The organism is Corynebacterium sp. LaCa54, assembly GCF_046717495.1.
GTDB lineage: Bacteria > Actinomycetota > Actinomycetes > Mycobacteriales > Mycobacteriaceae > Corynebacterium > Corynebacterium kefirresidentii.
In genome coordinates this window covers 1,105,353-1,129,597 of sequence record NZ_CP177115.1, presented here as the reverse complement: position 1 = coordinate 1,129,597, position 24,245 = coordinate 1,105,353, and the positions used below count along the sequence as shown (strand labels likewise).

Annotated in this window: 21 protein-coding genes; 4 read left to right on the top strand and 17 right to left on the bottom strand. The window is 56.4% G+C overall.

Annotation, left to right across the window (positions count from 1 at the left end):
* Positions 1-2 precede the first annotated feature (2 nt).
* The 14 genes from argF to uvrA all read right to left on the bottom strand — a co-directional run bounded on the left by argF (position 3) and on the right by uvrA (position 15,786).
* The gene (gene argF, locus ACLI1M_RS05570; RefSeq protein ID WP_248100384.1) at positions 3-923 is read right to left on the bottom strand and encodes an ornithine carbamoyltransferase; all 921 of its coding nucleotides are present in this window, start codon (positions 921-923) and stop codon (positions 3-5) included.
* Positions 920-2,098 (bottom strand): acetylornithine transaminase, encoded by a 1,179-nt coding sequence (locus ACLI1M_RS05565; RefSeq protein WP_248100382.1) that lies wholly within the window; start codon positions 2,096-2,098, stop codon positions 920-922. Before ACLI1M_RS05565 ends, argF begins: the two co-directional genes overlap by 4 nt.
* Complete coding sequence (gene argB / locus ACLI1M_RS05560; protein WP_411706720.1) at positions 2,095-3,030, bottom strand: acetylglutamate kinase; 936 nt, start codon at positions 3,028-3,030, stop codon at positions 2,095-2,097. The genes ACLI1M_RS05565 and argB overlap by 4 nt, the downstream gene beginning before the upstream one ends.
* 13 nt (positions 3,031-3,043) lie before the next feature.
* Positions 3,044-4,213, bottom strand: coding sequence for a bifunctional glutamate N-acetyltransferase/amino-acid acetyltransferase ArgJ (argJ, locus tag ACLI1M_RS05555; protein WP_248100379.1), 1,170 nt, complete (start codon positions 4,211-4,213; stop codon positions 3,044-3,046).
* 16 nt (positions 4,214-4,229) lie between these two features.
* On the bottom strand, positions 4,230-5,273 hold the full coding sequence (gene argC / locus ACLI1M_RS05550) for an N-acetyl-gamma-glutamyl-phosphate reductase (RefSeq protein ID WP_248100377.1): 1,044 nt from the start codon (positions 5,271-5,273) through the stop codon (positions 4,230-4,232).
* Positions 5,274-5,422: 149 nt separating this feature from the next.
* Positions 5,423-7,936 carry a phenylalanine--tRNA ligase subunit beta gene (gene pheT, locus ACLI1M_RS05545; protein WP_411706719.1) on the bottom strand — a complete coding sequence of 838 codons (2,514 nt, stop codon included), beginning with the start codon at positions 7,934-7,936 and terminating at the stop codon, positions 5,423-5,425.
* A 23-nt stretch (positions 7,937-7,959) separates the two neighbouring features.
* Positions 7,960-9,006, bottom strand: coding sequence for a phenylalanine--tRNA ligase subunit alpha (pheS, locus tag ACLI1M_RS05540; RefSeq protein WP_248100373.1), 1,047 nt, complete (start codon positions 9,004-9,006; stop codon positions 7,960-7,962).
* Between the two features lie 101 nt (positions 9,007-9,107).
* Entirely contained in the window at positions 9,108-9,911 is an 804-nt protein-coding gene (locus tag ACLI1M_RS05535; RefSeq protein WP_248100371.1) for a TrmH family RNA methyltransferase, read from the bottom strand.
* A gap of 107 nt (positions 9,912-10,018) precedes the next feature.
* Positions 10,019-10,471 (bottom strand): TM2 domain-containing protein, encoded by a 453-nt coding sequence (locus ACLI1M_RS05530; RefSeq protein WP_248100369.1) that lies wholly within the window; start codon positions 10,469-10,471, stop codon positions 10,019-10,021.
* A gap of 155 nt (positions 10,472-10,626) precedes the next feature.
* Entirely contained in the window at positions 10,627-11,010 is a 384-nt protein-coding gene (gene rplT, locus ACLI1M_RS05525; RefSeq protein WP_005323264.1) for a 50S ribosomal protein L20, read from the bottom strand.
* Between the two features lie 55 nt (positions 11,011-11,065).
* Complete coding sequence (rpmI, locus tag ACLI1M_RS05520) at positions 11,066-11,260, bottom strand: 50S ribosomal protein L35 (protein WP_023021641.1); 195 nt, start codon at positions 11,258-11,260, stop codon at positions 11,066-11,068.
* 36 nt (positions 11,261-11,296) lie between these two features.
* Positions 11,297-11,818, bottom strand: coding sequence for a translation initiation factor IF-3 (gene infC / locus ACLI1M_RS05515; RefSeq protein WP_080970442.1), 522 nt, complete (start codon positions 11,816-11,818; stop codon positions 11,297-11,299).
* Positions 11,819-12,088: 270 nt separating this feature from the next.
* Positions 12,089-12,937, bottom strand: a complete 849-nt coding sequence (locus ACLI1M_RS05510) for a hypothetical protein (protein WP_248100367.1) — start codon at positions 12,935-12,937, stop codon at positions 12,089-12,091.
* An 8-nt stretch (positions 12,938-12,945) separates the two neighbouring features.
* Complete coding sequence (uvrA, locus tag ACLI1M_RS05505; RefSeq protein WP_284835792.1) at positions 12,946-15,786, bottom strand: excinuclease ABC subunit UvrA; 2,841 nt, start codon at positions 15,784-15,786, stop codon at positions 12,946-12,948.
* A gap of 65 nt (positions 15,787-15,851) precedes the next feature.
* Between uvrA and ACLI1M_RS05500 the strand changes: the two genes are divergently transcribed.
* The 4 genes from ACLI1M_RS05500 (at position 15,852) to ACLI1M_RS05485 (ending at position 20,968) form a co-directional block, all read left to right on the top strand.
* On the top strand, positions 15,852-16,454 hold the full coding sequence (locus tag ACLI1M_RS05500; RefSeq protein ID WP_248100365.1) for an MBL fold metallo-hydrolase: 603 nt from the start codon (positions 15,852-15,854) through the stop codon (positions 16,452-16,454).
* A 77-nt stretch (positions 16,455-16,531) separates the two neighbouring features.
* Positions 16,532-17,548: a DoxX family protein gene (locus ACLI1M_RS05495; RefSeq protein ID WP_248100364.1), complete on the top strand. Its 1,017-nt coding sequence runs from the start codon at positions 16,532-16,534 to the stop codon at positions 17,546-17,548.
* A gap of 157 nt (positions 17,549-17,705) precedes the next feature.
* Entirely contained in the window at positions 17,706-19,931 is a 2,226-nt protein-coding gene (locus tag ACLI1M_RS05490) for a HelD family protein (protein WP_023021647.1), read from the top strand.
* A gap of 20 nt (positions 19,932-19,951) precedes the next feature.
* On the top strand, positions 19,952-20,968 hold the full coding sequence (locus ACLI1M_RS05485; RefSeq protein WP_023021648.1) for an App1 family protein: 1,017 nt from the start codon (positions 19,952-19,954) through the stop codon (positions 20,966-20,968).
* Positions 20,969-21,035: 67 nt separating this feature from the next.
* Here ACLI1M_RS05485 and ACLI1M_RS05480 read toward each other — a convergent pair whose 3' ends face one another.
* From ACLI1M_RS05480 to uvrB, 3 genes are all read right to left on the bottom strand, one after another.
* Positions 21,036-21,476, bottom strand: a complete 441-nt coding sequence (locus ACLI1M_RS05480) for a universal stress protein (RefSeq protein ID WP_005323273.1) — start codon at positions 21,474-21,476, stop codon at positions 21,036-21,038.
* Positions 21,477-21,559: 83 nt separating this feature from the next.
* On the bottom strand, positions 21,560-22,012 hold the full coding sequence (locus tag ACLI1M_RS05475; RefSeq protein WP_023021649.1) for a universal stress protein: 453 nt from the start codon (positions 22,010-22,012) through the stop codon (positions 21,560-21,562).
* A 131-nt stretch (positions 22,013-22,143) separates the two neighbouring features.
* Entirely contained in the window at positions 22,144-24,237 is a 2,094-nt protein-coding gene (gene uvrB, locus ACLI1M_RS05470; RefSeq protein WP_200287577.1) for an excinuclease ABC subunit UvrB, read from the bottom strand.
* Between the last annotated feature and the right edge of the window lie 8 nt (positions 24,238-24,245).

Below are 24,245 nucleotides of genomic sequence, written 5' to 3'. Positions count from 1 at the left end.
ACTTAGTTGATCTCCTTATTTACTTCGAGCAACCAGACGAGAAGCGCCTTCTGCGCATGCAGGCGATTTTCCGCTTCATCGAAGACTCGCGACTGCGGACCATCGATCACCTCAGTCGTGACCTCATTTCCACGGTACGCCGGCAAACAATGTAAGAATATTGCATCCTTATGTGTTTTGCTCATTATGGTCGAGTCAACCTGATAAGGCAGGAACGGCGTGCGCCTATCACGACCATCATTTTCCTGTCCCATAGAAACCCAGGTATCCGTAATCACGACGTCTGCGCCTTCTACTTCATTGACATCATCGGTAATGGTGATATTGCCCCGCTGACGCGCACGGTCGACAAATTCCTGGCGAGGCTGAAATCCCTCTGGCGCAACGATGGAGACGTCCATACCGGCCGTGGCAAAACCGATCATGTACGAGTTGGCCATATTATTATCGCCATCGCCCAGGTAGACGGCCTTTTTACCCGGCAGATCACCTAGATTCTCGCGACAGGTCAGCAAATCAGCCAGGATCTGGCAGGGATGTAGGTCATCAGAAAGCGCATTAATCAAAGGTACGGTAGCAGTCTCTGCCATCTGGAGCAGATTGTCGTGCTCAAACGTACGCCACACAATGGCCTCCACGTACCTTGAAAGCACCGCCGCCGTATCTTGAAAAGATTCCCCCTTGCCCATCTGGGTTGTAGAAGTGTCGACGGTAATACCCCTGCCGCCCATATTCGCTACCGCGGTTTCAAAGGAAAAGCGGGTGCGCGTAGACGTTTTATCAAAGAGAACCGCCACGGTCTTGGGGCCTTCTAAGGGGCGCTCTGCAAAGGGCTCCTTCTTTAGCTTTTCAGCTAAATCTAAAACCGTCGCTTGTTCTTGTGGGCTGAGATCATCGTCAGCTAGGAAGTGCCGCAAGCTCATGCCAGTTCCTCCAATATGGTTCCGAGAGTTGATAGTGCTGTGTCGAGTTCATGCTGGGAAATGACCAAAGGTGGGGTTAGTCGAAGAACATTCTCGTTGGGAGCGTTGAGAATAAGCCCGTGTGCGAGCCCGTCCCGCACGGCCTGCTTAGCCACCGGTGCGCTTAATACAAGGCCCAGCATAAGACCTCGGCCGCGCACACGATCTACAATTGATAATTTTTCACATTCCTGCCGCACATAGTCCCCCTTGCGGGTCACCTCTGCGAGCAATTCCGCATCTACGGTGTCAAGAACTACGTTTGCCGCAGCGCACGCCACGGGGTTCCCGCCAAAGGTGGTGCCATGAGAGCCGGGCCCAAAAAGACCCTTGGCACGCCCTCGGGTAATCGTTGCGCCGATGGGTAGTCCGGCACCTAAGCCTTTCGCCATAGTGATAACGTCCGGTTGAATTCCTTCTACCTCGTGGGCAAAGAACGTCCCGGTACGGCCTACGCCTGTTTGTACCTCGTCAACGATTAATAGGACTCCGTATTCATCGCACAGCTCGCTGACCTTTTTCATGAACCCCGCAGGGGCCGGAATGACGCCAGTTTCTCCCTGAATAGGTTCCAGGATTATGGCCGCAGTGTCCTGGGGATCTTGTTCCACCAGCTGACGCAGATACTCCACATCCCCGAACGGATAGAACTCCACTCCTCCCGGCAACGGGCGGAAAGAGCGCTGTTTATCGGGCTGACCGGTCAAGGCCAGCGCCCCCATGGTTCGTCCATGAAAGCCGTGCTCGGCAGCGAGGATTCGCCGGCGCCCGGTCAGGCGAGCAAGCTTAAATGCAGCCTCATTGGCTTCGGCGCCAGAGTTACAGAAGAACACTCGGGCGCTATCGTCTCCCACGCGCTCAATCAGCTTCGCTCCCGCATCCAGCACTGGCTGAGTGGCGAAGAGGTTCGAGGTATGCGCCAAAGTGCGCGCCTGGTGGAATACCGCCTGTGCTACGTGCTCATTGCCGTATCCCAAGGAATTAACCGCAATGCCTGCTAGTAGATCAATATAAGACTTACCTTGCTCATCGTTAATCGTTGCCCCTTGGCCGGAGACGAGACCTATGGACGGTGTGCCATAGGTATCAACGACCGTCTCCGTCCACCGCTGTGTCAAGCCCTGTGCCTTGTTCATGCTGCATCATCCTTCCTGAATATGGTCCCCTCGGGGTAGTCGTGTTGCTTATAATCATCTGGCAACACCATGGTTCCGACGCCACCCGGGGTTAAAAGCTCTAGCAGCACCGAGTGGCCAATCCGGCCGTCGATAACGTGCGCGGCCGATACCCCGCCTTCTACTGCCTTGAGGCAAGATTCCATCTTGGGAATCATGCCGGAGTCCAGTCGGGGAAGAAGCCTGGAAAGTTGACCACGGTCGATCTTGGACACGAGAGATTCGCGGTTTGGCCAGTCCGTGTATAGCCCTTCCACATTTGTGAGAATGACCAAACACTCTGCCCCGATTGCGCTAGCCAAAGCCCCAGCCGCGCTATCGGCATTGATGTTATAAATTGCGCCATCCTCTCCCGGTGCGATGGTCGAGACCACTGGGATGCGCCCAGCGTCGATAATGTCCATCACGGCCGTGGGATTGACCTCTACAATGTCTCCGACCATCCCGATATCGGTAGGTTTTCCATCGACTTCCACCAACCTTTTGGTGGCCCGGAATAGTCCCGCGTCTTCGCCAGAGGTCCCCACCGCATATGGGCCGTGCGAATTGATGAGGTTGACTAACCCGCGACCTACCTGCCCAAAAAGCACCATGCGAACTACTTCCATGATCTCCGGAGAGGTCACGCGAAAGCCGCCTCGAAACTCCCCTTCTATACCAAGCTTGTGGAGCATGGAGTTGATCTGTGGTCCACCGCCATGCACCACCACCGGCTTAACGCCCACGGTGCGCAAAAAGACCATGTCCGCGGCAAAGGCAGCTTTAAGTTCTTCGTCCACCATGGCGTTGCCGCCGTATTTCACCACTACGATGGTGTCCCGATAGTGTTGAAGCCACGGGAGGGCATCCGCTAGGACGGTGGCGCGCTCTTGATCACTAAGCCCACTAAACATTTTCATCTCCTCCCTAGGAGCTATACGCCGAATTGATTTCCACGTAGGCGTGAGAGAGATCCGTGGTCCGCACGAACGCAGACCCAGCACCTCCCGTTCCAAGGTCCACGCAGACTTCGATATCAGTCCCGCTCAGGTCCACCTCGCGCGCGCCAGGTACACCCGTCGAGGCGCGACACACCGGCTGGCCATTGAAATAGACCGAGATATTTTCCGGGTCCATTTCTGCATCTGCCATCCCCACCGCCGCAAGGACGCGCCCCCAGTTCGGATCAGAGCCGAACATGGCGCACTTGAACAGGTTGTCGCGGCCCAAGGTGCGCGCGGCGTTGAGGGCCTGGTAGTCGGTGACAGTGCCTTCCACAGTGATCTTGACGCGCTTGGTTACACCTTCTGCATCTGCTTGCAGTTGGTCCGCAATGTCTGAGCAAACCGCCAGCACCGCCGTTTCAAGCTCTTCTTGGCTGGGCGAAACACCCGAGGCCCCAGAGGCCATGAGGATCACCGTGTCATTAGTAGAAGTTGATCCATCGACGTCGAGAGTGTTGAAGGTCTGCGACACGGCCTTGTCCAGGGTGCTCTGGAGGGCAGCGGCGCTTGCGGCGGCGTCGGTAGTAAGGCACACCAACATCGTCGCCAGCGAGGGGGCCATCATGCCCACCCCCTTGCCCATGGCCCCAACGGACCAGCCGGCCCCAACATAGGCGGCTTCCTTAGTTACGGTATCGGTGGTCAAAATAGCCTCGGCCGCTGCGTGAGCATGGTCCGTGCTGCCGCCTAGGGCCTTCGCCACAGCGCCTGCACCAGCCAACGCTTTTTCCATAGGCAAAGGCTCCCCTATAAGCCCGGTCGAGCATGCGGCAATTTTTCCTTCTGGAAGGGCCAAGGAGTGCGCAACCTCGGCTACCAGCGCGGAGGCATCCGCATCACCCTGCGGGCCATTGCACGCATTGGCGTTTCCAGAGTTAAAAACAATAGCGGCAAGCTGGCCATCGGCCACCGCCTTGCGGGAGAGTTTCACCGGCGAGGCCACAACACGGTTACGGGTAAATACCGCCGCCGCATCATAGCGTGGTCCATTATTGACAACTAATGCCATATCGGGTTTGCCTGAGGGTTTAATCCCCGCTGTGGTAGCGCCGGCGCTAAAGCCGGCCGGGCCGGTAATTCCTGCTGCAGTCATAATTTTCTCCTAGTTTTTATGGGGCCACGGCCGCTTGCGGCAAGCCCAAGGTTTCATCCCAGCCGAGTATTAGGTTCATACATTGCACGGCGGCGCCGGCTGTTCCTTTGCACAGGTTGTCCAGTGCTGCGGTAACCACGAGGCGTCGGGCGCGTTCATCCACATGGGCTTGGAGGTGCACCATATTGGTACCTACAACGTTTTGGGTCTCGGGCTGCTGACCGGCGGGAAGCACGTGACAGAAGGGCTCTTGGGCATAAAACTCACCGAATGCAGTCTCTACTTCCCGCTTGCTGACGCCCTCTTTCATCCCCGCCGTTATGGTCGCCAAGATGCCTCGGGGTAAGGGAGCTAGAACCGGGGTGAAGCTGACGTCAATTTTTTCCTGCGCAAACGGCTGCAGATTTTGCACGATTTCCGGGGTATGTCGGTGCGTGCCGCCGGGCTTATATGCCTTCAGGTTTCCCATAGTTTCCGCGCCGAGTTGTGCCACGGAGGCCTTCTTCCCGGCTCCGGAAACACCGGTAATAGCAATCACCGAGAGGCTCGGCTTAATGAGTTCGTGGGCAACAGCCGGCAAACCTGCGAGGGTTACCGCCGTGGGAAAACACCCCGGCACAGCTACCCGGTTGGCATGGCGCAGCACTTCTCTATTGCCTGGAATCTCGGGGATTCCATAAGGCCAATGCCCGGCGTACTCTCCGCCATAAAAGGCGTCCCAGTCCGTCTTATTGCGGAGGCGAAAATCGGCCGCACAATCGATCACCGTGGTCTGCGGCCCCACGTACTGAGCAATCGCCGCAGAATGACCGTGTGGAAGGCCCAAAAATACAATGTCGTGCCCGCGAAGATTTTCAGCGGTCGTGCCCACAATGGCACGGTCTGCCAGCTGCGGGAGGTGCGGCATAAGCTCAGCGACCTTCTTCCCTGCGGTGGAATAGGCAGTTAGCGCCCCAATGCGTAGTTCACCGCCAAGATACGCCGAGTGCGACAGCAGCAGGCGAAGGATTTCGCTTCCCGCGTACCCGGTCGCACCTGCTATTGCTACTGAAATCGTCATAGAAGGGACTATAGCAATAAATACACCCAACCGTATGTTATTCAGTCAGATTGTCCGATTCCGCAGGTAAATGAACGTCGAGTAATGAAAATAATGTATGAAAAAAGGGGGCGGTGAGTTAAATCTCACCGCCCCTGAGCAGGGTTTAACTACGCGCGCATTTCTGCGCCCAAGCGCTGCTTAGCCAATTCCGCCGCCGCCATGCGGTGCTCGTTGACTTCGTCATCCGTCAACGTGCGGTCCGCGGCACGGAATAGAAGCTGGAAGGCCAAGGACTTCTTGCCATCTCCTAGCTGCTCACCACGGAAAATATCGAAGAGTTCGACGGACTCGATGAGCTCTCCTGCTCCCTCTTCCACGATGGCGCGTACACGCTCGGCGGGTACGTCTTCATCCACTACCAAGGCAATGTCTTGGTGCAATGCGGGGAACGAGGACAACACCGGTGCGGGGAACTTTTCTTCCAACGGCATGGCGCTAATGTCCAGCTCCATAGCGCACGTACGCGCAGGTAGGTTCAGGGCCTCCAAGACCTGCGGGTGCAGCTCACCAGCATGGCCCAGTACTACGTCGGTGCCAGCCACCTTCACGGCCGCGCAGCGGCCAGGATGCCACGGCAGAACCTGTGCTGCCTCCAGCTCAATATCCACACCAGCGGCGCGAGCGACCTGACGGGCGGATTCGATAGCATCGGCGTAGGTATATGCACGGCCCTCGCCCCACGGGCCTTCATGTTCAATATTGCCCGTAGCCACCGTAGCAACGTGAAGCGGCTGCTCAGGCAGGGTATCAAGGAGCTGAGAAACCACCTCTGCAGAAGGTCGCTGTTCTACGGAAGGCATAGGGGATGCCTCGGCGCGCTTGACCGCCACTTGCTGCAGCCCGTACAGTGCGAGGTCGCTGCGGCCACGAGCCACATTGCGGGCGATGGCCTCCAACATGTTCGGCAGCAGCGTCGTAGACAAGATGGCCTTATCCGCCTCAAGCGGATTTTGCACTTCTACGGTACGGCGGCGAGCATCATCCTTGTCGAGGCCCCATACATCAAACGTATTATTAGCCACGAACGGTGCAGGCAATACCTCGGCATAGCCGGCATAGGCAAGACCATGCCCGATAGCCCGACGACGCTTCTGCGCAGGGGTTAGCCCGCGGCCACCGGCCGGGGTAGGCAGCACGGCTGGAATATCCTCCAAGCCCTCAAGGCGCAGAATCTCCTCGACGAGGTCAACATCCATTGCAATATCAGTGCGCCAGGTTGCTGGTGTTACCTGCAGTTGCTCACCTTCATCCGCGACGGTGCAGCCGACTTCTTCCAGACGGGAAATAACGGTCTCACGGGAGTAGTCAACGCCGGCATATTCACTGGCCTTTGCGGTGCGCAGAGCAATGGGCTCGCGCTTGGCGACGTCCCCGATAAGCGTACGACCCTTTTCAATGGTGCCGCCTGCTAGCTGCTGGAGCAGCGCACATGCGGTGTCTAGGGCGACCTCTACGATCGCCGGATCTACGCCGCGCTCAAACCGGCGAGAGGATTCGGAAGACAACTTATGGCGGCGAGAGGTACGCGCGACGGTAATCGGATCCCAAATAGCAGATTCAAAGACAACGTCTGTGGTTTCCGCCGAGATTTCAGAGGTAGTCCCGCCCATCACGCCGGCCAAGGACTGGATGCCATTGTCATCACAGATGACCACGTCTTCTGCAGAAAGTTCTCGCTTTACATGATCCAGAGTCTCAAACTTCTCCCCCTCCGCTGCGTTACGGACAACGAGGTTCCCCTGTATCACGTTGGCGTCAAAGGCATGCATGGGTGCGCCCAAAAGCAGCATCACATAGTTAGTAATGTCCGTTGGCAGATTGACGCTGCGTTGGCCGCAGAGCATTAGCTCGCGTTCCAGCCAAAACGGGGTGCGTGCCTGCGGGTCGATGCCGCTGACCTTGCGGAGGCCAAAGCGCTGTGCCTTGGTTTCGGGGGCCACAGTGACGTCGATAAGCGAGCCCTGCGCCTCCGGCACAGCGGAGGTATCTATGCCAGCCGCGGAAGGATCCTGGGCAATATCGGCAAACTCCAGATCAAAAGCGGAGGCAATCTCGCGGCTCAAACCGCGTGCGGAAAGTGCATAACCACGATCTGGGGTGATGTTTACGTCAAAGTCGGTATCGTGCAAGCCGATAATCGGGCGCGCATCCTCGCCCACCTTATCGGCGACTTCTTCGCCTAAGACGATGATGCCGTTGGCTTGCGCGCCCAAGCCGAGTTCAGCGCCGGAGCACATCATGCCATTAGAAATGTGATCGTAGGTCTCGCGTGCCGCGATCTTGAAGCCACCAGGAAGCTCCGAGCCGGGAAGCGCAACGACAACATAGTCATTCAGGCGAAAATTGCGAGCGCCACAAATGATGCCTTGCAGTTCGCCCGTGCCATTAGCCTGGCCTACATTCACCTGGCAGTAGCGAATGGGCTTTTTAAACTGAGTGAGCTCCTCAATCTCTACGACCTGGCCAATAACCAGAGGCCCCGTGCTCTCTGGAACAGCGGCGTATCCCTCGGTCTCAAAACCTACGCGCACGAATTCGGAATCCATATCGGCAGCGGAAACGCTCCAACCGGGGTTCTTAGCACCGAGGATGCGGGTAACCCAGTCTTGGGAAATAAGCATTAGTGTGTCTATCCTTTCTGGGTTTAGGCCTGTACGCTGAACGGTAGAGTAAAGCGAACATCGCCTTCGACCATATCGCGCATATCGGTCAATCCATTGCGGAACTGCAGTGTGCGTTCAAGGCCCATGCCAAAGGCAAAGCCCGTGTATTCCTCTGGATCTACGCCTACGGCGCGAAGAACATTGGGGTTGACCATGCCGCAGCCGCCCCACTCGATCCAACCGGCGCCGCCCTTCTTATTAGGGAACCACACATCAACCTCGGCAGAGGGCTCAGTAAATGGGAAGTAGTTCACGCGCATACGCGTAGTAGTTTCCGGCCCAAAGAGTACTTTGGCCAAGTGCTCTAGTGTGCCGCGCAGGTGAGCCATGGTCAGGCCTTTATCAACGGCCAATCCTTCTATCTGGTGGAAAACCGGGGTATGGGTGGCATCCAGCTCATCTGTGCGGAATACGCGCCCCGGGCAGGCAATATAAAGCGGCACGTCGCGCTCCAACATGGTGCGCACCTGTACCGGGGAGGTATGGGTACGCAGCACCTGCCTAGAACCCTCGCCCGAGACGTGGAACGTATCCTGCAAGGTACGTGCTGGGTGGTCCGGCTTGAAGTTCAGAGCATCGAAGTTAAAGTACTCTGCCTCGATTTCTGGGCCGTCCGCAATTTCCCATCCCATGCCGACGAAAATATCAGCGATGCGCTCAGACAACGCGGTAATCGGGTGAAGGGCACCGGTCTGGGTGCGGGTGGTAGGAATCGTGACATCTACGGTCTCGGCTCGCAACTGCTCCTCGCGAGCTTGCTGTTCCAAGACATCCTTAACCTGAGCAAAGCGCTTTTCCATCTTGCCGCGGGCCATGTTGACGGCCTTGCCGGCGCTTTTGCGCTGGTCCTTGGGCAGCTGCCCCAGCGATTGGCGAGCCTGCGGAATATAGCCGCCGTCTCCTAGGTGTTCACGGCGGGCAGCAGCCAACTCATCTAGTGTTTCGGCTGCGTCGAAGGCTGCGATAGCCTTATCGGCCGCGGCCCCAAGAGCCTCTTCGGTCAATTCGATCTGCGGTGTATCGGACACGTATTTCGTACCTTCTTCTCGCGCGAAAACTAACGCGTGCAATCTTACTCTGTTGCGGCTAGCGCGACCGCGCCAGGGACCCCCTTTTCATACGGGTCACACTAGTTATCCGCTTGCGCCTTAGCCGACTCATAAAGGCAAATGCTTGCGGCAGTTGCGAGGTTAAGAGATTCTGCGCGTCCACGCAGTGGAATCCGCACCCGCATGTCTGCTTCCTCCAGAAGCTCGCCGAGCCCGTGTGCCTCATTGCCAAATAGCCACGCTGTTGGCTGAGACAGGTCTGCCTCCGCTAGGTCCACTTCACCGTCGGCAGCAGTTGCCACAATCTGCATGCCCGACTTACGCAGCTGACCCAGCACGTCTTTAATATTGGGGTCCCGCGCTACAGGTACGTGAAACAACGAGCCGGCCGAAGCGCGCGATACCTTGCAGCTCAGGGGATCAACGGTCTCACCTGCGAAGATGACACCATCGGCGCCCATTGCATCCGAGGTTCTAATCAAGGTGCCGGCATTGCCCGGCTCAGAAGTGAGCACGGGAACGGAAACGAGGCTTGGTTTGCCGTTCAGAATTTTGCCCGCGGACCAGAGCACCGGCTTGCAAAGCGCAAAGAGTCCCGTAGTCGTGGCTGTATCGGAAAGGTGCTTAGCCGCCTTATCGGTGATGGGATGGACGTACACTCCCATGTAGCCGCACGCAGTGATGATGTCACCAAAACGCTCTGCCGCCTTCTCTGTAACAAAAACGTCGACTGCAGCACCGGTAGATACCGCCGCGTCTACCGCATTTTCTCCCTCAATGAGGAATTGCTTCCCCTTCTTCCGGTTAGCCGCACGATGCAGCTTAGCTGCGTTAACAATGCGCGGAGTGCGTTCAGTAAAGGCAGAGTCAAAATCCAAATTCATGGCTACTACCCTACCTGCCAATTCTCTCTTCTCAGACTCGCCCCTGAGTCCCTTATAACACCGAAAAATCCTGCTGCCGCACGGCAACAGGATCGTATAGGCGAGTTCTACTTAGCGAGCGGGACGCCGCGGGCGTCCTTGTCGTAATCACCGGCACCGGCGATGATCATGATGAACTCAATAAACACCCAAAGACCGAGGATGGCCCAGAAGGCGAATCCGAGCAAGAACCAGAAGGTAGCCCAGCCCAAGATATTGAGCACCAACTGTGACACGCCGAAAGTCGTTCGGCCAGTGTAAAAGTTGTGTGCACCGAACCAGCCTAAGAAAAAGCACAATAGCAAGGTGGCGATCCACGACTTCTGCTGGCCCGGAGCCACATACTGTTGCTGCACCGGGTAAGCACCCATGTTGGGTTGCGGTGCATAGCCTTGGCCATACTGCGGCTGGTAGTTAGCTTGCTGGTTATAAGGGTTGTACTGCTGACCCTGGTTATTGTAATCAGACGGTCCAGAGTACTCGCCATTATCAGGTTGGTAGTCTCCGTTTGGATTCGTCATAGGAAATGTTCTCCTGGGTCTCGGCTTTCACGGGGTCTGGATTAAATCTAGCATGTGAGGCCGAGCACCCTAGTTAAACAAAGGTAACGAAAACCAAAATGCCCGCATCCCCCGGTTAACAAGGCCGGAGAATGCGGGCACGAAAGCTCTAATGATTAGGCAGCCTTAGGAGCGTTTACGTCCTCAGGCAGAGCAGCCTTGGCAGCCTCGCACAGTGCGGAGAATGCCTCGAAGTCATTAACAGCAAGCTCAGCGAGGATCTTGCGGTCAACCTCGATCTCAGCCAGGCGCAGGCCGTGGATGAGGCGGTTGTAGGTGATGTCGTTCATGCGGGCAGCAGCGTTGATGCGCTGGATCCACAGCTTACGGAACTCAGACTTACGGGCGCGACGATCGCGGTAAGCGTAAGTCATGGAGTGCAGCCACTGCTCCTTCGCCTTACGGTACAGGCGGGAACGCTGGCCGCGGTAGCCCTTAGCGGACTTCAGAATCGCGCGACGTTTCTTCTTGGCGTTAACTGAGCGCTTTACTCGTGCCACAGTGATACTTCCTTAATTCAGATTGTGATGGCGGATGTGGGTTGATTCGGCGCTACTAAGCGCGGCCGAGCAGACGCTTTACGCGCTTGGTGTCAGGCTTTGCGACTGCCTCGGTGCCCTTCAGGCGGCGGGTACGCTTGGACGGCTTGCCTTCCAGCAGGTGGCGGCGGCCAGCCTGCTCACGGCGCAGCTTGCCGGAACCGGTCACCTTGATACGCTTTGCGGTGCCCTTGTGGGTCTTCTGCTTCATGAGTATTAAGTCCTTAAATCCTACGTGGAATCTGGTCTACTTCTTGCCCTTGCGAACCGGACCCAAGACCATGGTCATATTGCGACCATCCTGCTTGGGGCGCGACTCAACGACGCCAACTTCGGCAACGTCATCAGCCAAACGCTCCAAGAGGCGGAAACCGAGCTCCGGACGCGACTGCTCACGACCACGGAACATGATGGTCACCTTGACCTTGGATCCCTTCTCGAGGAAGCGGACTACGTTACCCTTTTTGGTCTCATAATCGTGATCATCGATCTTCGGACGGAACTTCTGTTCCTTCACCACGGTTTGCTGCTGGTTCTTACGGGCCTCGCGAGCCTTCTGAGCCTGCTCGTACTTGAACTTGCCGTAGTCCATGATCTTGGCCACTGGGGGCTTTGCCTTCGGAGCTACCTCGACTAGGTCAAGGTCAGCCTCGTATGCAAGCTTGCGAGCATCATCGGTACGGACGATGCCCACCTGTTCACCACCGGGGCCTACCAAACGGACCTCGGGTACTCGGATACGCTCATTGATGCGAGCTTCAGCGCTGATTGTGGTTCTCCTCGATTAGGGGGTGTATGAGTAAGTAGTTCACCTACCGGGACCACAAACGAAGCAAACCCGGTCTGCCATAGACAGCCGGGAGTTCTCACAGTGCCAAGCGTGAATGCTTGGTTACCTTTACCTTTATCCTACGAAGCGTGTTCGTGGCATCGGGTGGGAGAAACTCCGCTTGTGACCCACGAACCTCGACAAGGCGTCATGGGCGGTAGTGCCTTTGACAATAGCAGCTCCTTCCGCTCCTACCAAATTGCTACGCTCCTAGCGGGTTTTACAATGGGTGACTGCTTTAATGTCCCCTGCATCTACCCCAGTATCCACGATGTCTACCAGCTGATGGGCGAGGTACTTAACCGCTGGTTCGGCATCGGCGTAGTCCTCTCCGTCCATCACCACAGATAGCGCTACTCCCACGCGCTTTCCATCTACCTCATGAACTCCGAATTGACGGTAGGTGTACTCGTTTTCTTCCTCGTCCAAGCCCCAACCGCTTTTCGCACGGGTTCGCGGCTGCGCAGACAGGCCTACCCTTTGCCAAGACACAATGTCTTTGAGTACCTTGTGGACGTAGTCCGCTTCTGGAATGCACGGCAGTTCAGCGCCAAATACTGCTTGGTCCTTTAACGGCCACGTGGAATAGCCAAAAGCGGAGTCGTGAATATCTGCGTGTGATCCGTAGTCGTCGAGTAAAGCTTTGACCGCATTTTCTGCCGAACCCTCGCGCCATTGCACCTGCGACCACAAGGCAAAAGCGGCATCATTATCAGATTCCTTAATAGCCAAGTCCACCAAGCTTTTTTCCGCACCGTCTTTAAGCGCCGCAATGGCGATGGGCACCTTGATGGTGGACCACACTGGCCCCTCGCCTTTATCGCCCGACGCAAAAGTGTCTTCACCTGCGGAAATGGCGACCCCTACCTTTGCATGATACTTCTTTGCGGTTTTGTCCACCGCACGGTCAAGCTGAGCACGCACCTCAGCTGGATCCGGCACCGCAGAGGTAGTCGTTGACACTGGGGCATCTTCTATCTTGGGGTCGCTAGAGCAGGCACTCATGGTACACAGACCGAGAGCTGCGAGCAGGCTAACTACAAGGCGGATATTTTTCACGCTTTGCCTTACTTCAACATGCCCTTTAGGTAGCCACCGGTATAGGAGCCATCTACTTGCGCAACGTCTTCAGGGGTTCCCTGCGCCACAACGGTACCGCCGCCCGCACCGCCTTCCGGGCCCATATCAACAATCCAGTCCGCTGCCTTGATGACATCAAGGTTATGTTCAATAACAAGCACCGAATTACCCTTGTCCACCAAGCCTTGGATAACCAGCATCAGCTTGCGAATATCCTCAAAGTGCAGTCCAGTAGTCGGCTCATCCAGAATGTAAATCGTCCTACCGTTGGTACGCTTTTGCAGCTCGGAAGCTAGCTTGACGCGCTGCGCCTCGCCGCCGGAAAGCGTAGTAGCAGCTTGGCCAAGGCGTACATAACCCAAGCCGACGTCGACAAGCGTGGCAAGGTAGCGGTGAATGGAGTTGATGGGTTCAAAGAAGTCCGCTGCCTCAGAGATGGGCATGTCTAGAACCTCGGCAATGTTTTTGCCCTTGTAGTGCACCTCCAAGGTTTCGCGGTTATAGCGTGCTCCTTCACACACCTCACACGGCACATAAACATCTGGAAGGAAATTCATCTCGATTTTGATGGTGCCATCGCCCTGGCACGCCTCACAGCGCCCGCCCTTGACATTAAAGGAGAAGCGTCCAGCCTTGTAGCCGCGGACCTTTGCTTCCTGGGTTTCGGCAAAAAGGTTACGGATCTTGTCAAAGACACCCGTGTAGGTCGCCGGGTTAGAACGCGGGGTACGGCCAATCGGACTTTGGTCAACTTGCACCAGCTTATCTAGGTGCTCCACACCTTCGACGCGCTTGGCACGGCCGGGAACCTGGCGGGCGCGGTTAAGTTTATTGGCCAAAGTCTTAGCCAAAATCTCATTGACCACGGTGGATTTACCCGAGCCAGACACACCAGTAATACATACCAGCACTCCCAGCGGGATTTCCACGTTGATGCCCTTGAGATTATTCTCCCGAGCACCCACCACCTTTAGGGTGCGGTCCTTATCAATCTCTCGGCGCTGGTCCGGTACGGCGAGCACCTTCTTGCCGGAAAGGTATTGTCCGGTGAGGGACTCTTCTACCTGTTCGATTCCGGATGGTTGGCCTTGGTAGACCACTTCGCCGCCATATTCGCCCGCACGCGGGCCTACATCGACGAGCCAATCTGATTCACGGATGGTGTCCTCATCATGTTCGACCACAATGAGGGTGTTTCCGATATCGCGCAGCCGCTGCAGGGTTTTGATGAGTCGCTGGTTATCACGCTGGTGCAGACCAATGGATGGCTCATCGAGCACGTACAGAACCCCTGCCAAGCCGGAGCCAATCTGAGTAGCCAGACGGATACGTTGCGCCTCACCGCCGGAAAGCGTAGACGCGCCGCGATCGAGCGTGAGGTAATTCAAACCGACGTCCAGGAGGAAACGCAGGCGGGCTTGAGTCTCCTTAAGCACTGCCCCGGCAATGATTTCCTCACGGTGCCCCAGCACCAGGGAGTCTAGGAACTCAGAGGCGTCTTCAATAGAGAGCGCACAAAGCCCGGCAATGGACTGCTCACCGTGAGTCGTAGAGGCCAAGCGGACGGCCAAGATCTCCGGCTTCAGCCGGGTGCCCTTACAGGTGCTACACGGCACGCGGCGGGTATATTGCAGCAGGCGATCCTTTTGGGATTGAGAATCGGTAGTTTCCAGCTTGCGGTGAATAAACCCGGTAGCGCCTTCAAATGGGGCGGTCCAATTACGCTGGCGCCCGTAACGGTTCTTATATCGAACCTGGACTTCCTCATCGGTGCCATAGATCAGCGCGTGGCGCTGTTCCTCGGTTAATTCACTCACCGGAGTTTTGGGGTCAAACCCCATAGCCTTGCCTAAACCCTCTACTAACTTGACAAAGTAGCGCGAATTGGGGCTGGAGTGCCACGGTTGAATGGCATCTACAGCTGGAGCATCTGGATCCGGAATGAGCAGATCAACATCAACTTCCAATTTGGTACCCAGGCCATCACACACCGGGCAGGAGCCAAACGGAGCATTGAAGGAAAAGGCACGGGGCTCGTATTCTTCAATGGTCAACGTGTGGCCATTCGGACAGGCCGCCTTCTCCGAATAGGTATGGGTGAGTTCTTCCCTATCCACGAACTCAATGGTGACTAGACCATCTGCCAAGCGCAGCGCTGTTTCCACCGAATCCGTTAAGCGTTGCTTTTGTGAGGCCTTTACCTGCAGGCGATCAACCACTACCTCAATATTGTGCTTGATCTGCTTCTTCAACTTGGGCGGATCGCTTAGCTGATAGGTCTCCCCGTCCACTCGGACGCGGGAATAGCCCTGAGCGGACAAATCCTGGAAGAAATCAACAAACTCGCCTTTGCGCTTGCGCACCACCGGTGCGAGCACCTGAAACTTCAGTTTCTCTTCCAGCGCCAGCACGGCATCGACGATTTGCTGTGGCGTTTGGCGCTCGATTACGGCATCACACTTTGGGCAGTGTGGCGTTCCGGCACGGGAGAAGAGCAAACGCAGGTAATCATAGATCTCCGTAATCGTGCCCACCGTAGAACGCGGATTATGGTTGGTGGACTTTTGATCGATAGACACTGCGGGTGACAGACCGTCAATAAACTCCACATTAGGCTTGTCCATCTGCCCCAAAAACATGCGGGCATAAGAACTCAAGGATTCTACGTAGCGGCGCTGGCCTTCTGCGAAGATGGTGTCAAAAGCCAGCGAAGATTTACCAGATCCGGAAAGACCAGTAAAAACAACCATTTTATCGCGAGGGATATCGATATCCACGCCCTTGAGGTTGTGCTCGCGGGCACCGCGCACCACCAAACGATCAGCCACTGTGCTCAGACCTCCAGTACTAGGGATTGCAATCTTCCCTCGAATGTACCCGTAGGCTGGGACACATGACTAACGAGCTTCAGTTACATCAGATTTCTGTGTCCGAGATGGACAATAACTGCTACCTTTTGCAGGCGGGCGAAGAAGGCTTGCTTGTCGACGCCGCCGATGACGCCCCCGCACTCCTCGACATGGCCCAGAAGGCCGGCGTTAAAATCACCGCGGTACTAACCACCCACCGCCACTGGGACCACGTACGCGCGCTCAAAGAGGTTCTCTCTGAGACCGGCGCTATCCACTACGCGTCCTTCCTTGATTCTCCGGCTATCCCAGCCGAGGTAGACGTTGAGCTCCGCGAAGGCGACTCCATCAAGTTCGCGGGCCTCGACCTCCCCATCATCATCTTGCGCGGCCACACCCCAGGCGGCGCTGCACTAGTTACAAACATCGATGGCGTAATTAATCTTTTCGTGGGCGATTCACTCTTCCCGGGCGGCTTGGGCAAGACCACCTCTGAAGGTGACTTCGTACGCCTGTATAAGGACGTCACCGCGCGCATCTTTGATGAGTTCCCGGCCAATACGATCGTGCGCCCCGGTCACGGCAAGTCCACTACCTTGGGCGAGGAGCGCCCCAAGCTGGAAGACTGGTGGGAGCGCCGCTGGTGATCCAGTGGCCAATTTCCGCGTACAATGGTCTAGCACACGATAGGTCTAAAACAACGAGCTAAGGAGCTTTAAGGACTATGATTCGCAAGCTTGCCCGCCCCATGCTGGCATCTGTATTTGTATGGGAAGGCGTAGACAACCTGCGCAACGCGTCCGAGCATGTAAAGGAAACCGAAGGTTTCCTCAAGAGCGTGCGCAAGGCCGTTCCTTCTGAGTACCAGGGCTATATTCCCAATGACCCGGAACTGGTTACCCGCGCTATTGGCGGCGCTAAGGTAGGCGCCGGCTCCACCTTGGCTCTGGGCAAGGCACCGCGCACCTCCGCTGCGGTTCTGGCCGCCGCAACTCTGCCCAACTTGATTGCTAAGAACAACTTCTGGGCTGCAGATAACAAGGAAGACAAGGAAACTCGCCGCAACGGCTTCCTTACCAATACCGCTTTGCTCGGCGCCTTGTTTATCGCTACCCAGGACACCGAGGGCAAGCCTTCCCTTCGTTGGCGCGCACAAAAGGCTGGTCAGCGCACGAACAAGAAGATTCAGCAGGCGCTGCCTACCAAGTCTGAGTCCGAGCAGAAGCGCGAAGAGCTCTCCGCCCGTGCCAACGAGGTTTCCACCAAGGCCGGCGACTGGATCAACGAAACCTCTGCAAAGGCACAGGCTTATGTAGATGACAACAAGGATGACTGGCAGTCCACCGGCCGCGGGTTGCTCGATACCGCAAAGTCTTACGTTGACGATGCCAAGACTTATGTTGAAGACAATAAGGACGATTGGCAGGAGTCTGGCCGCGATTTGCTGGGCAACGCAAAGTCCTTCATTGAGGACTCTGTCGATAATGCCAAGACCTATGTTGAAGATAACAAGGGTGACTGGCTTGAGGCCGCACAAGCCAATCGCGACACCGCCCGTACCGGTGCTGTAAAGGCCGCTACCAAGGCTCAGGCACGTGCAGATAAGGCCGTCGCCAAGCTGGATGGTGCGAAGTCCAAGCGCGCAAGCAAGAAGGCTTCCAAGCATGCTGAGAAGCTGCAAAAAGAGGCAAATAAGAAGATTGAGGCAGCAATCAAGAAGCTGGAAAAGCGCTCTAAGTAGCCACAACTTCTGCGGCCGAATAACTCGGCAGTGACACACGGCCCAGCCTTATGCTGGGCCGTTGTTCTTTGTCATGGCAGGGTCTAAACTCATCTCTCCCCTTGCCGGACAGCGTGCCCGGCCCATCCCCATCAACGTCCAATTACCAAGGAGTCACGTGAACTCAGCATCCAATAGGCACGCGGCGGCTGCAGGTTCCTCGGAGCGCACAGCCATCGCTACTGAGCAAGATTATGTGGACGGACTTTTTTCGCGCCTCGACGATGAGGTGGCGGCAGCCAATAGAAGGCTTAATGAGGTGCAGGCGGATGTAGATCCTTCCACGCCGGACGCGGACGCCTTGGTGCGCCGTGAAACCGAATACCACGGGTTGCAGGCAAAGCTTGATCGTCTCAATGTGGCCCAAATGGGCTTGGTCTTTGGCCGCATTGATATCGACGCCCCCGGCGATAATCCCACCCCCGAAGGCCTAGACCGCCGCTACATCGGCCGCATGGGACTAGATGCACGCGAAGATGACTATCGCACACTGCTTTTAGATTGGCGTGCTCCAATGGCGCGGCCTTTCTATCTCGCTACCACGGCCCAACCGGAAGGCGTCCACACCCGTCGCCAAATTCGCACCAAGGGACGCACCGTCACCGGAATACACGATGAGGTTCTTTCCGGCCCCGGTGTGCGAGAAGAAGAAGCAGGAGTCGCGAGCGAATCGGCGCTCTACCACGCCATGCAACGGGCACGTACCGGCCACATGGCGTCAATCGTGGAGACCATCCAGCGAGAGCAAGACGAGATTATCCGCGATAACACCCGCGGCGTCATGGTAGTAGAAGGCGGCCCAGGTACGGGTAAGACCGCTGTTGCTCTGCACCGTGTGGCTTACCTGCTCTATACCCACCGCGAACTACTTTCTGCCACGGGTGTCCTCATCGTGGGCCCTAATAGCAGCTTTTTGGACTATATTTCACGGGTGCTGCCAGAACTGGGCGAGACTGGCGTGGTGCTATCAACCATCGGCGGGCTCTTCCCCGGAATCGAACCAGAACACGAGGAAGACCTCGTCGCTCGCGAAATCAAAGGTAGTGCCGCCATGGTGGAGATTCTCTCCACCGCGGTCAAGGACTATCAGCTTCTTCCTGCCGCCCCATGCGAGCTGGCAATTGATGGCCTCAGCTTAAGCGTTACGCCCGGCATGGTGAAAAGAGCCCGCACTCGGGCCCGGCGCTCGCGAAAGCCACACAATGAGGCTCGCGGTGCCTTTATTGAGCACCTCGTAGAAGACCTTGCATTGCAGATGGCTGAAAAGGTCGGGGCGGATCCGCTCGGCGGGAAGAACCTCCTTTCGCGCGCCGATATCGATCAATTCCACGATGACCTTGCAGAAGATACGGCCGTTACTGCATTGATCGATGAGTTCTGGCCCGAGCTCCACCCCACCGACGTGCTTGCTGGCCTATTCTCCTCACCTGAGCGCATTGCCTCTGCTGCCCGCGGGTACGACGATGAAACTCAAGAGGCGCTCTACCGAGAACAAGGGCGAGCATGGACAGATTCGGATGCCGCCCTCCTAGATGAGCTAGCCGTCCTCATCGGCCTGCCCAACCCTGAGGAAAAGAAGGCAGCCGATGATGCTGCGTGGCGCGAACAAGTGGCAGAAGCAGAAGACGCCCTAGATATCTTGTCTTCTTCCGAGTCCACAGATAATGACGATGACATGTTTGAAGCGGAAATTCTTTCTGCCCATGATGTCATCGACGCCGAGACCTTGGCACACCGTCAGGAGGTACGCGATAAGCGCACCACTGCCCAACGCGCCCGCGAAGACCATACGTGGGCGTATGGTCATATCATCGTGGACGAAGCCCAGGAATTAACTCCCATGGAGTGGCGGATGCTCTTTCGTCGTTGCCCTTCACGGTGGATGACCTTGGTGGGCGATACTTCCCAGACCGGCTCACCGGCGGGTGTTGATGATTGGGGCGAGGCTCTGGAGCCGTTCGTGGCGCAGCGCTTCCGCCACCATTTTCTCACCGTCAACTATCGCACCCCGCAGCCCATCACTGAGCTGGCTAATGGACTATTAGAGATGATTAACCCTGATGCCATCCCGGCTACAGCCATCCGTGATGGCGTGCAGGTGCGCCGACTTGCACAGGGCAGCTACACCCCTGGTGTACACAGGGAGGCAGACGGCAGGCTCACAGCAGTTATTGACGCCGCCACGGCAGAACGCTTTAAAGGCTTAGAGTTTGACCATGTGGTGGTACTCGATCCGCAGAGGATCGTCGATGCCTCCCCGCAGGGTTTGCAGAATCTCTATGTCTGCATCACTCGTGCTACCCAGTCGCTTACCCTCGTCGGTGACTGCGGCGAAGTTCTTTAGGCTCCCGTAAGCTTTAGGCCATGGCCTTATCTGACATTGCGCGCAAAACTGAAAGCTCGCTGAACACCTTTACTTTGAAGCGTTCTCTACGGCGGGGATGGAAGCCCCAGATTGTGGGCTATACCGGGTATGGCACCACCGAGCAAGTAAGGGTTGTTGGCCGCGTACTCATGCACGATCCTGATGAAGGCAAAAAGGATTCCTGGGGTGAACGCGGCTACCAGCAGTTTCTTACTATTCAGGTGGGAAACCACGACATTTCAGTGACTATTGGTGAAAAGACCGTCGCGGGCACAACCAATAGCAACGGGTACGTTGACATCCTCGTTCACGAACATGGGTTAGAACCTGGTTGGCATACGGCAACGATCGAGGCCGCCAACGCGCAAGCCGTGGAAGTCCAGGTGCTCATCGTGGATCCGAGCGCCAAGATTGGCATCATCAGCGATATTGATGACACGGTTTTAGTTACGTGGCTGCCACGTGCGTTGACAGCGGCGTGGAACTCTTGGGCTAAGCGCCCCAGCAAGCGACAGGCCGTTGCTGGAATGGCCGAGTTCTATGCTCAGCTGCAACAGCGATTCCCAAAGGCCCCAGTGTTCTATCTTTCTACGGGAGCATGGAATACTTTTGGCTCGCTGAAAAAATTCCTGTCCCATCATAATTTCCCCGCAGGCCCCATGCTGCTCACGGACTGGGGCCCAACTGAGACGGGCCTTTTCCGCAGCGGACAAGAACATAAGCGGGTTCAGCTACGCAATCTACTCATTGCTTACCCGGACATGCAATGGATCCTGATCGGCGATGACGGACAGCACGATCCATTGACTTACGGCGATGTGGCTAACGAGCACCCGGACCGGATTCACTCCGTGATCATCCGCAATCTAAGCCCGCAGGAGCAGCTGCTCTCGCATGGCTCCCTGAGCCCCCTGGCAGATGCCAATGAAGAGGGCCATTTCACAATCCCACTGATTCAGGGCGCAAACGGCAGTGCCCTTGCCGCAGCCTTCAACGCCGCGCACCCCACGGAGTAAGCAGCGCTTAACGACGAAACCCGCCTTGGCCTCTTTAACAAGACCAAGGCGGGTTCAATCACCACATTTAGCTGACAGTGTGAACGATCATCACGTCGCAGTCCGACTGGCGAGCAACGTCTGCAGGTACGGAGCCCAGCAGGCGGCCGGTCAGGGAGTTGATGCCGCGGTTACCCACGATGAGCAGGTCAGCATCGTTGTCATTGACGATGGACATCAGGGCCTGCACCGGAGTACCAGGGCGAACAGCGGTTTCGACCTTAGAAGCACCGAACTTCTCGGCGTGAGCCTTGGCGTCCTTCAGGTTAGCCTCGGCCTTCTCATCGCCCAAAATGGTAACGGAATCCTGGCGCAGGGTCTTGGAAGCCTGCTCCTGGTTCTCGTAGTAAGCACAACCGATGATCAGATTGGAATCGAATGCGGCGGCAATCTTTGCTGCTCGCTCTACAGCGAGGAGGGAAGACTTAGAACCGTCAGTACCGACAACGATCGAGTTGTAGTCGCTCATGATGACCTTTCTTTGTGGGAATGTACCCGGTGTGTTTATTTAGCCTACAGGGGCATTACTGCCAGTGTAACAACGAGAAACGATTAACGTTCCTCGGTGGTATTAACTACGACGACGTCTACCGTTGACTTGTGGGTTAGTTCCGTTGGCACAGAACCGAAGACTCGACCACGGACGGAATTCACGCCGCGGTTGCCCACAACGAACAGGTCCACATCATAGTCCTGGCCTACTTCTAACAAGGCTTTTACTGGGTCTCCAGATTTTCCTACGATTTCAATGTGCTCCGCACCTTCCGATTCGGCGATACGGGTGGCATTGGTCAAATAGGTCCCAGCCATGTCCTCACTTACAACGGGCAGACCGGCTTCGTCGCCCCTCGGAGCGCCAAGCATGGATCCAGCGTGGTTATAAAAGGCTGAGATAATAATCAGCTTGGCGTCGTACGCCCGTGCCATGGACGCCGCTGCGCGAACCGCGCGCAGGGAGGTTTCAGAGCCATCGGTGCCGACGGCAATGTTTTTATAGGTAAGCATCATTCTCCTTGCAGTTGAACCATTTCACAGTGACAACTAAACGGCGCTTCTGGCACCTATTCAGTATAACTAGCGCAGCCGTTTAGAGAAGCACCCGCAGAATCAATCAGCACACTTTTAGGGGGAGAAAACTAAATCCCCGCTTCTTTCAAGCCGCGCAACTCCTTCTTCAAATCGGCAATCTCATCGCGTAGGCGGCCGGCCAGCTCGAATTTGAGCTCACGCGCGGCTGCACCCATTTGGGCCGAGAGGTCGTCGATAAGCGCCTGCACCTCATCGGTAGCCATACTAGAAATATCCCGCTTTTCCACCATGGCGGAAGGATCGGAATTAGCCTCCTCGTCTCCGCCGTCTTCATAGACCTGGTCAAGGATATCCGCGATCTTTTTACGCAACGGCTGCGGATCAATGCCATGTTCCCGGTTATAGGCAATCTGCTTCTCACGGCGCCGTTCCGTCTCCTCAATTGCCTCTTGCATAGAGTCGGTGATTTTATCGGCATACATGATGACCTCGCCAGACACGTTACGGGCAGCACGGCCAATGGTCTGAATGAGCGAAGTTGTAGAGCGCAGGAAGCCTTCTTTGTCCGCATCCAAAATGGCAACGAGCGAGACCTCAGGAAGGTCAAGGCCCTCGCGCAGAAGGTTAATGCCCACGAGAACATCGAATTCTCCCAAGCGCAATTGCCGCAATAATTCGACGCGCTGCAAGGTATCGATATCCGAGTGCAGGTAGCGCACCTTTATCCCCTGCTCCAACAGATAGTCAGTAAGGTCCTCTGCCATACGCTTAGTCAGCGTGGTCACCAACACACGCTCTTGCTTCGATATGCGAGTGCGCACCTCATCAATGAGGTCATCAATCTGCCCTTTGGTGGGCTTGACAGTAACCTTCGGATCCACCAGACCAGTCGGGCGAATTACCTGCTCTACGTATTCGCCATCCGAGGACGTAAGCTCGAAATCGCCTGGGGTGGCGGACATGTATACGGTTTGTCCGACCCGCTGTTCAAACTCATCAAAGGTCAACGGGCGGTTATCCACTGCGGACGGCAAACGGAAACCGAATTCGACCAAGTTGCGCTTGCGCGACATATCGCCCTCGAACATGCCGCCAATCTGTGGAACTGTAACGTGTGACTCATCGATGATGGTGAGAAAATCCTCTGGGAAGTAATCGAGTAGCGTAGCCGGCGCTGAGCCAGCCGGACGACCATCGACGTGACGGGAGTAGTTCTCGATACCGGAGCAGAAACCTACCTGCTCGATCATCTCCAGATCGTATTCGGTGCGCATGCGCAGACGTTGCGCTTCAAGCAGCTTGCCGCGGTTTTCTAGATCCTCCAAGCGCTCAGCCAATTCCTCTTTAATCGCTGCCACGGCCTTTTCCATGCGTTCGGGCCCGGCCACGTAGTGCGTGGCCGGGAAGATGCGAACCTCATCTACTTCCTCTATGACATCGCCAGTCACGGGGTGAATGTAATACAGGGAATCGATATCGTCGCCGAAGAATTCAATGCGCACCGCACGTTCCTCGTAGGCCGGAATGATATCTACCGTATCGCCCTTGGCGCGGAAGGTGCCGCGGGTAAACCCCACGTCATTGCGTTCATATTGGATATCCACCAGCAGTCGCAGGAACCGATCGCGGTCCAGCTCCTCATCAACAGAAATGATTACCGAGCGATCCAGGTAAGACTGTGGAGTGCCCAAGCCATAAATGCAGGACACGGAAGAGACTACGACCACGTCCCTGCGAGACAATAGTGCCGACGTAGCCGAGTGGCGCAGGCGCTCTACGTCCTCATTGATGGAGGAATCCTTTTCAATATAGGTATCGGTCTGCGCAATATATGCTTCTGGCTGGTAGTAGTCGTAATAAGAAACGAAGTACTCTACTGCGTTATGCGGCAAGAGCTGGCGCAGCTCGTTCGCTAGCTGCGCAGCCAGGGTTTTATTGGGCGCCATCACCAACGTGGGCCGCTGCTGCTTTTCGATGAGCCACGCGGCGGTGGCAGATTTACCGGTACCGGTAGCACCCATCAGCACAACATCGCGCTCATCACGGTTGAGTCTGTCATTGAGCTCTGCGATGGCGGAGGGCTGGTCACCAGCCGGTTCATATTCAGAAACGACCTGAAACTCGCCCGGGGTGCGCTCGACCTCGCTGACAACGCGGTGCTCGGAATTTGGAATAAGGGGATGTTCAGCAGCAAAAGCCATACCCACTA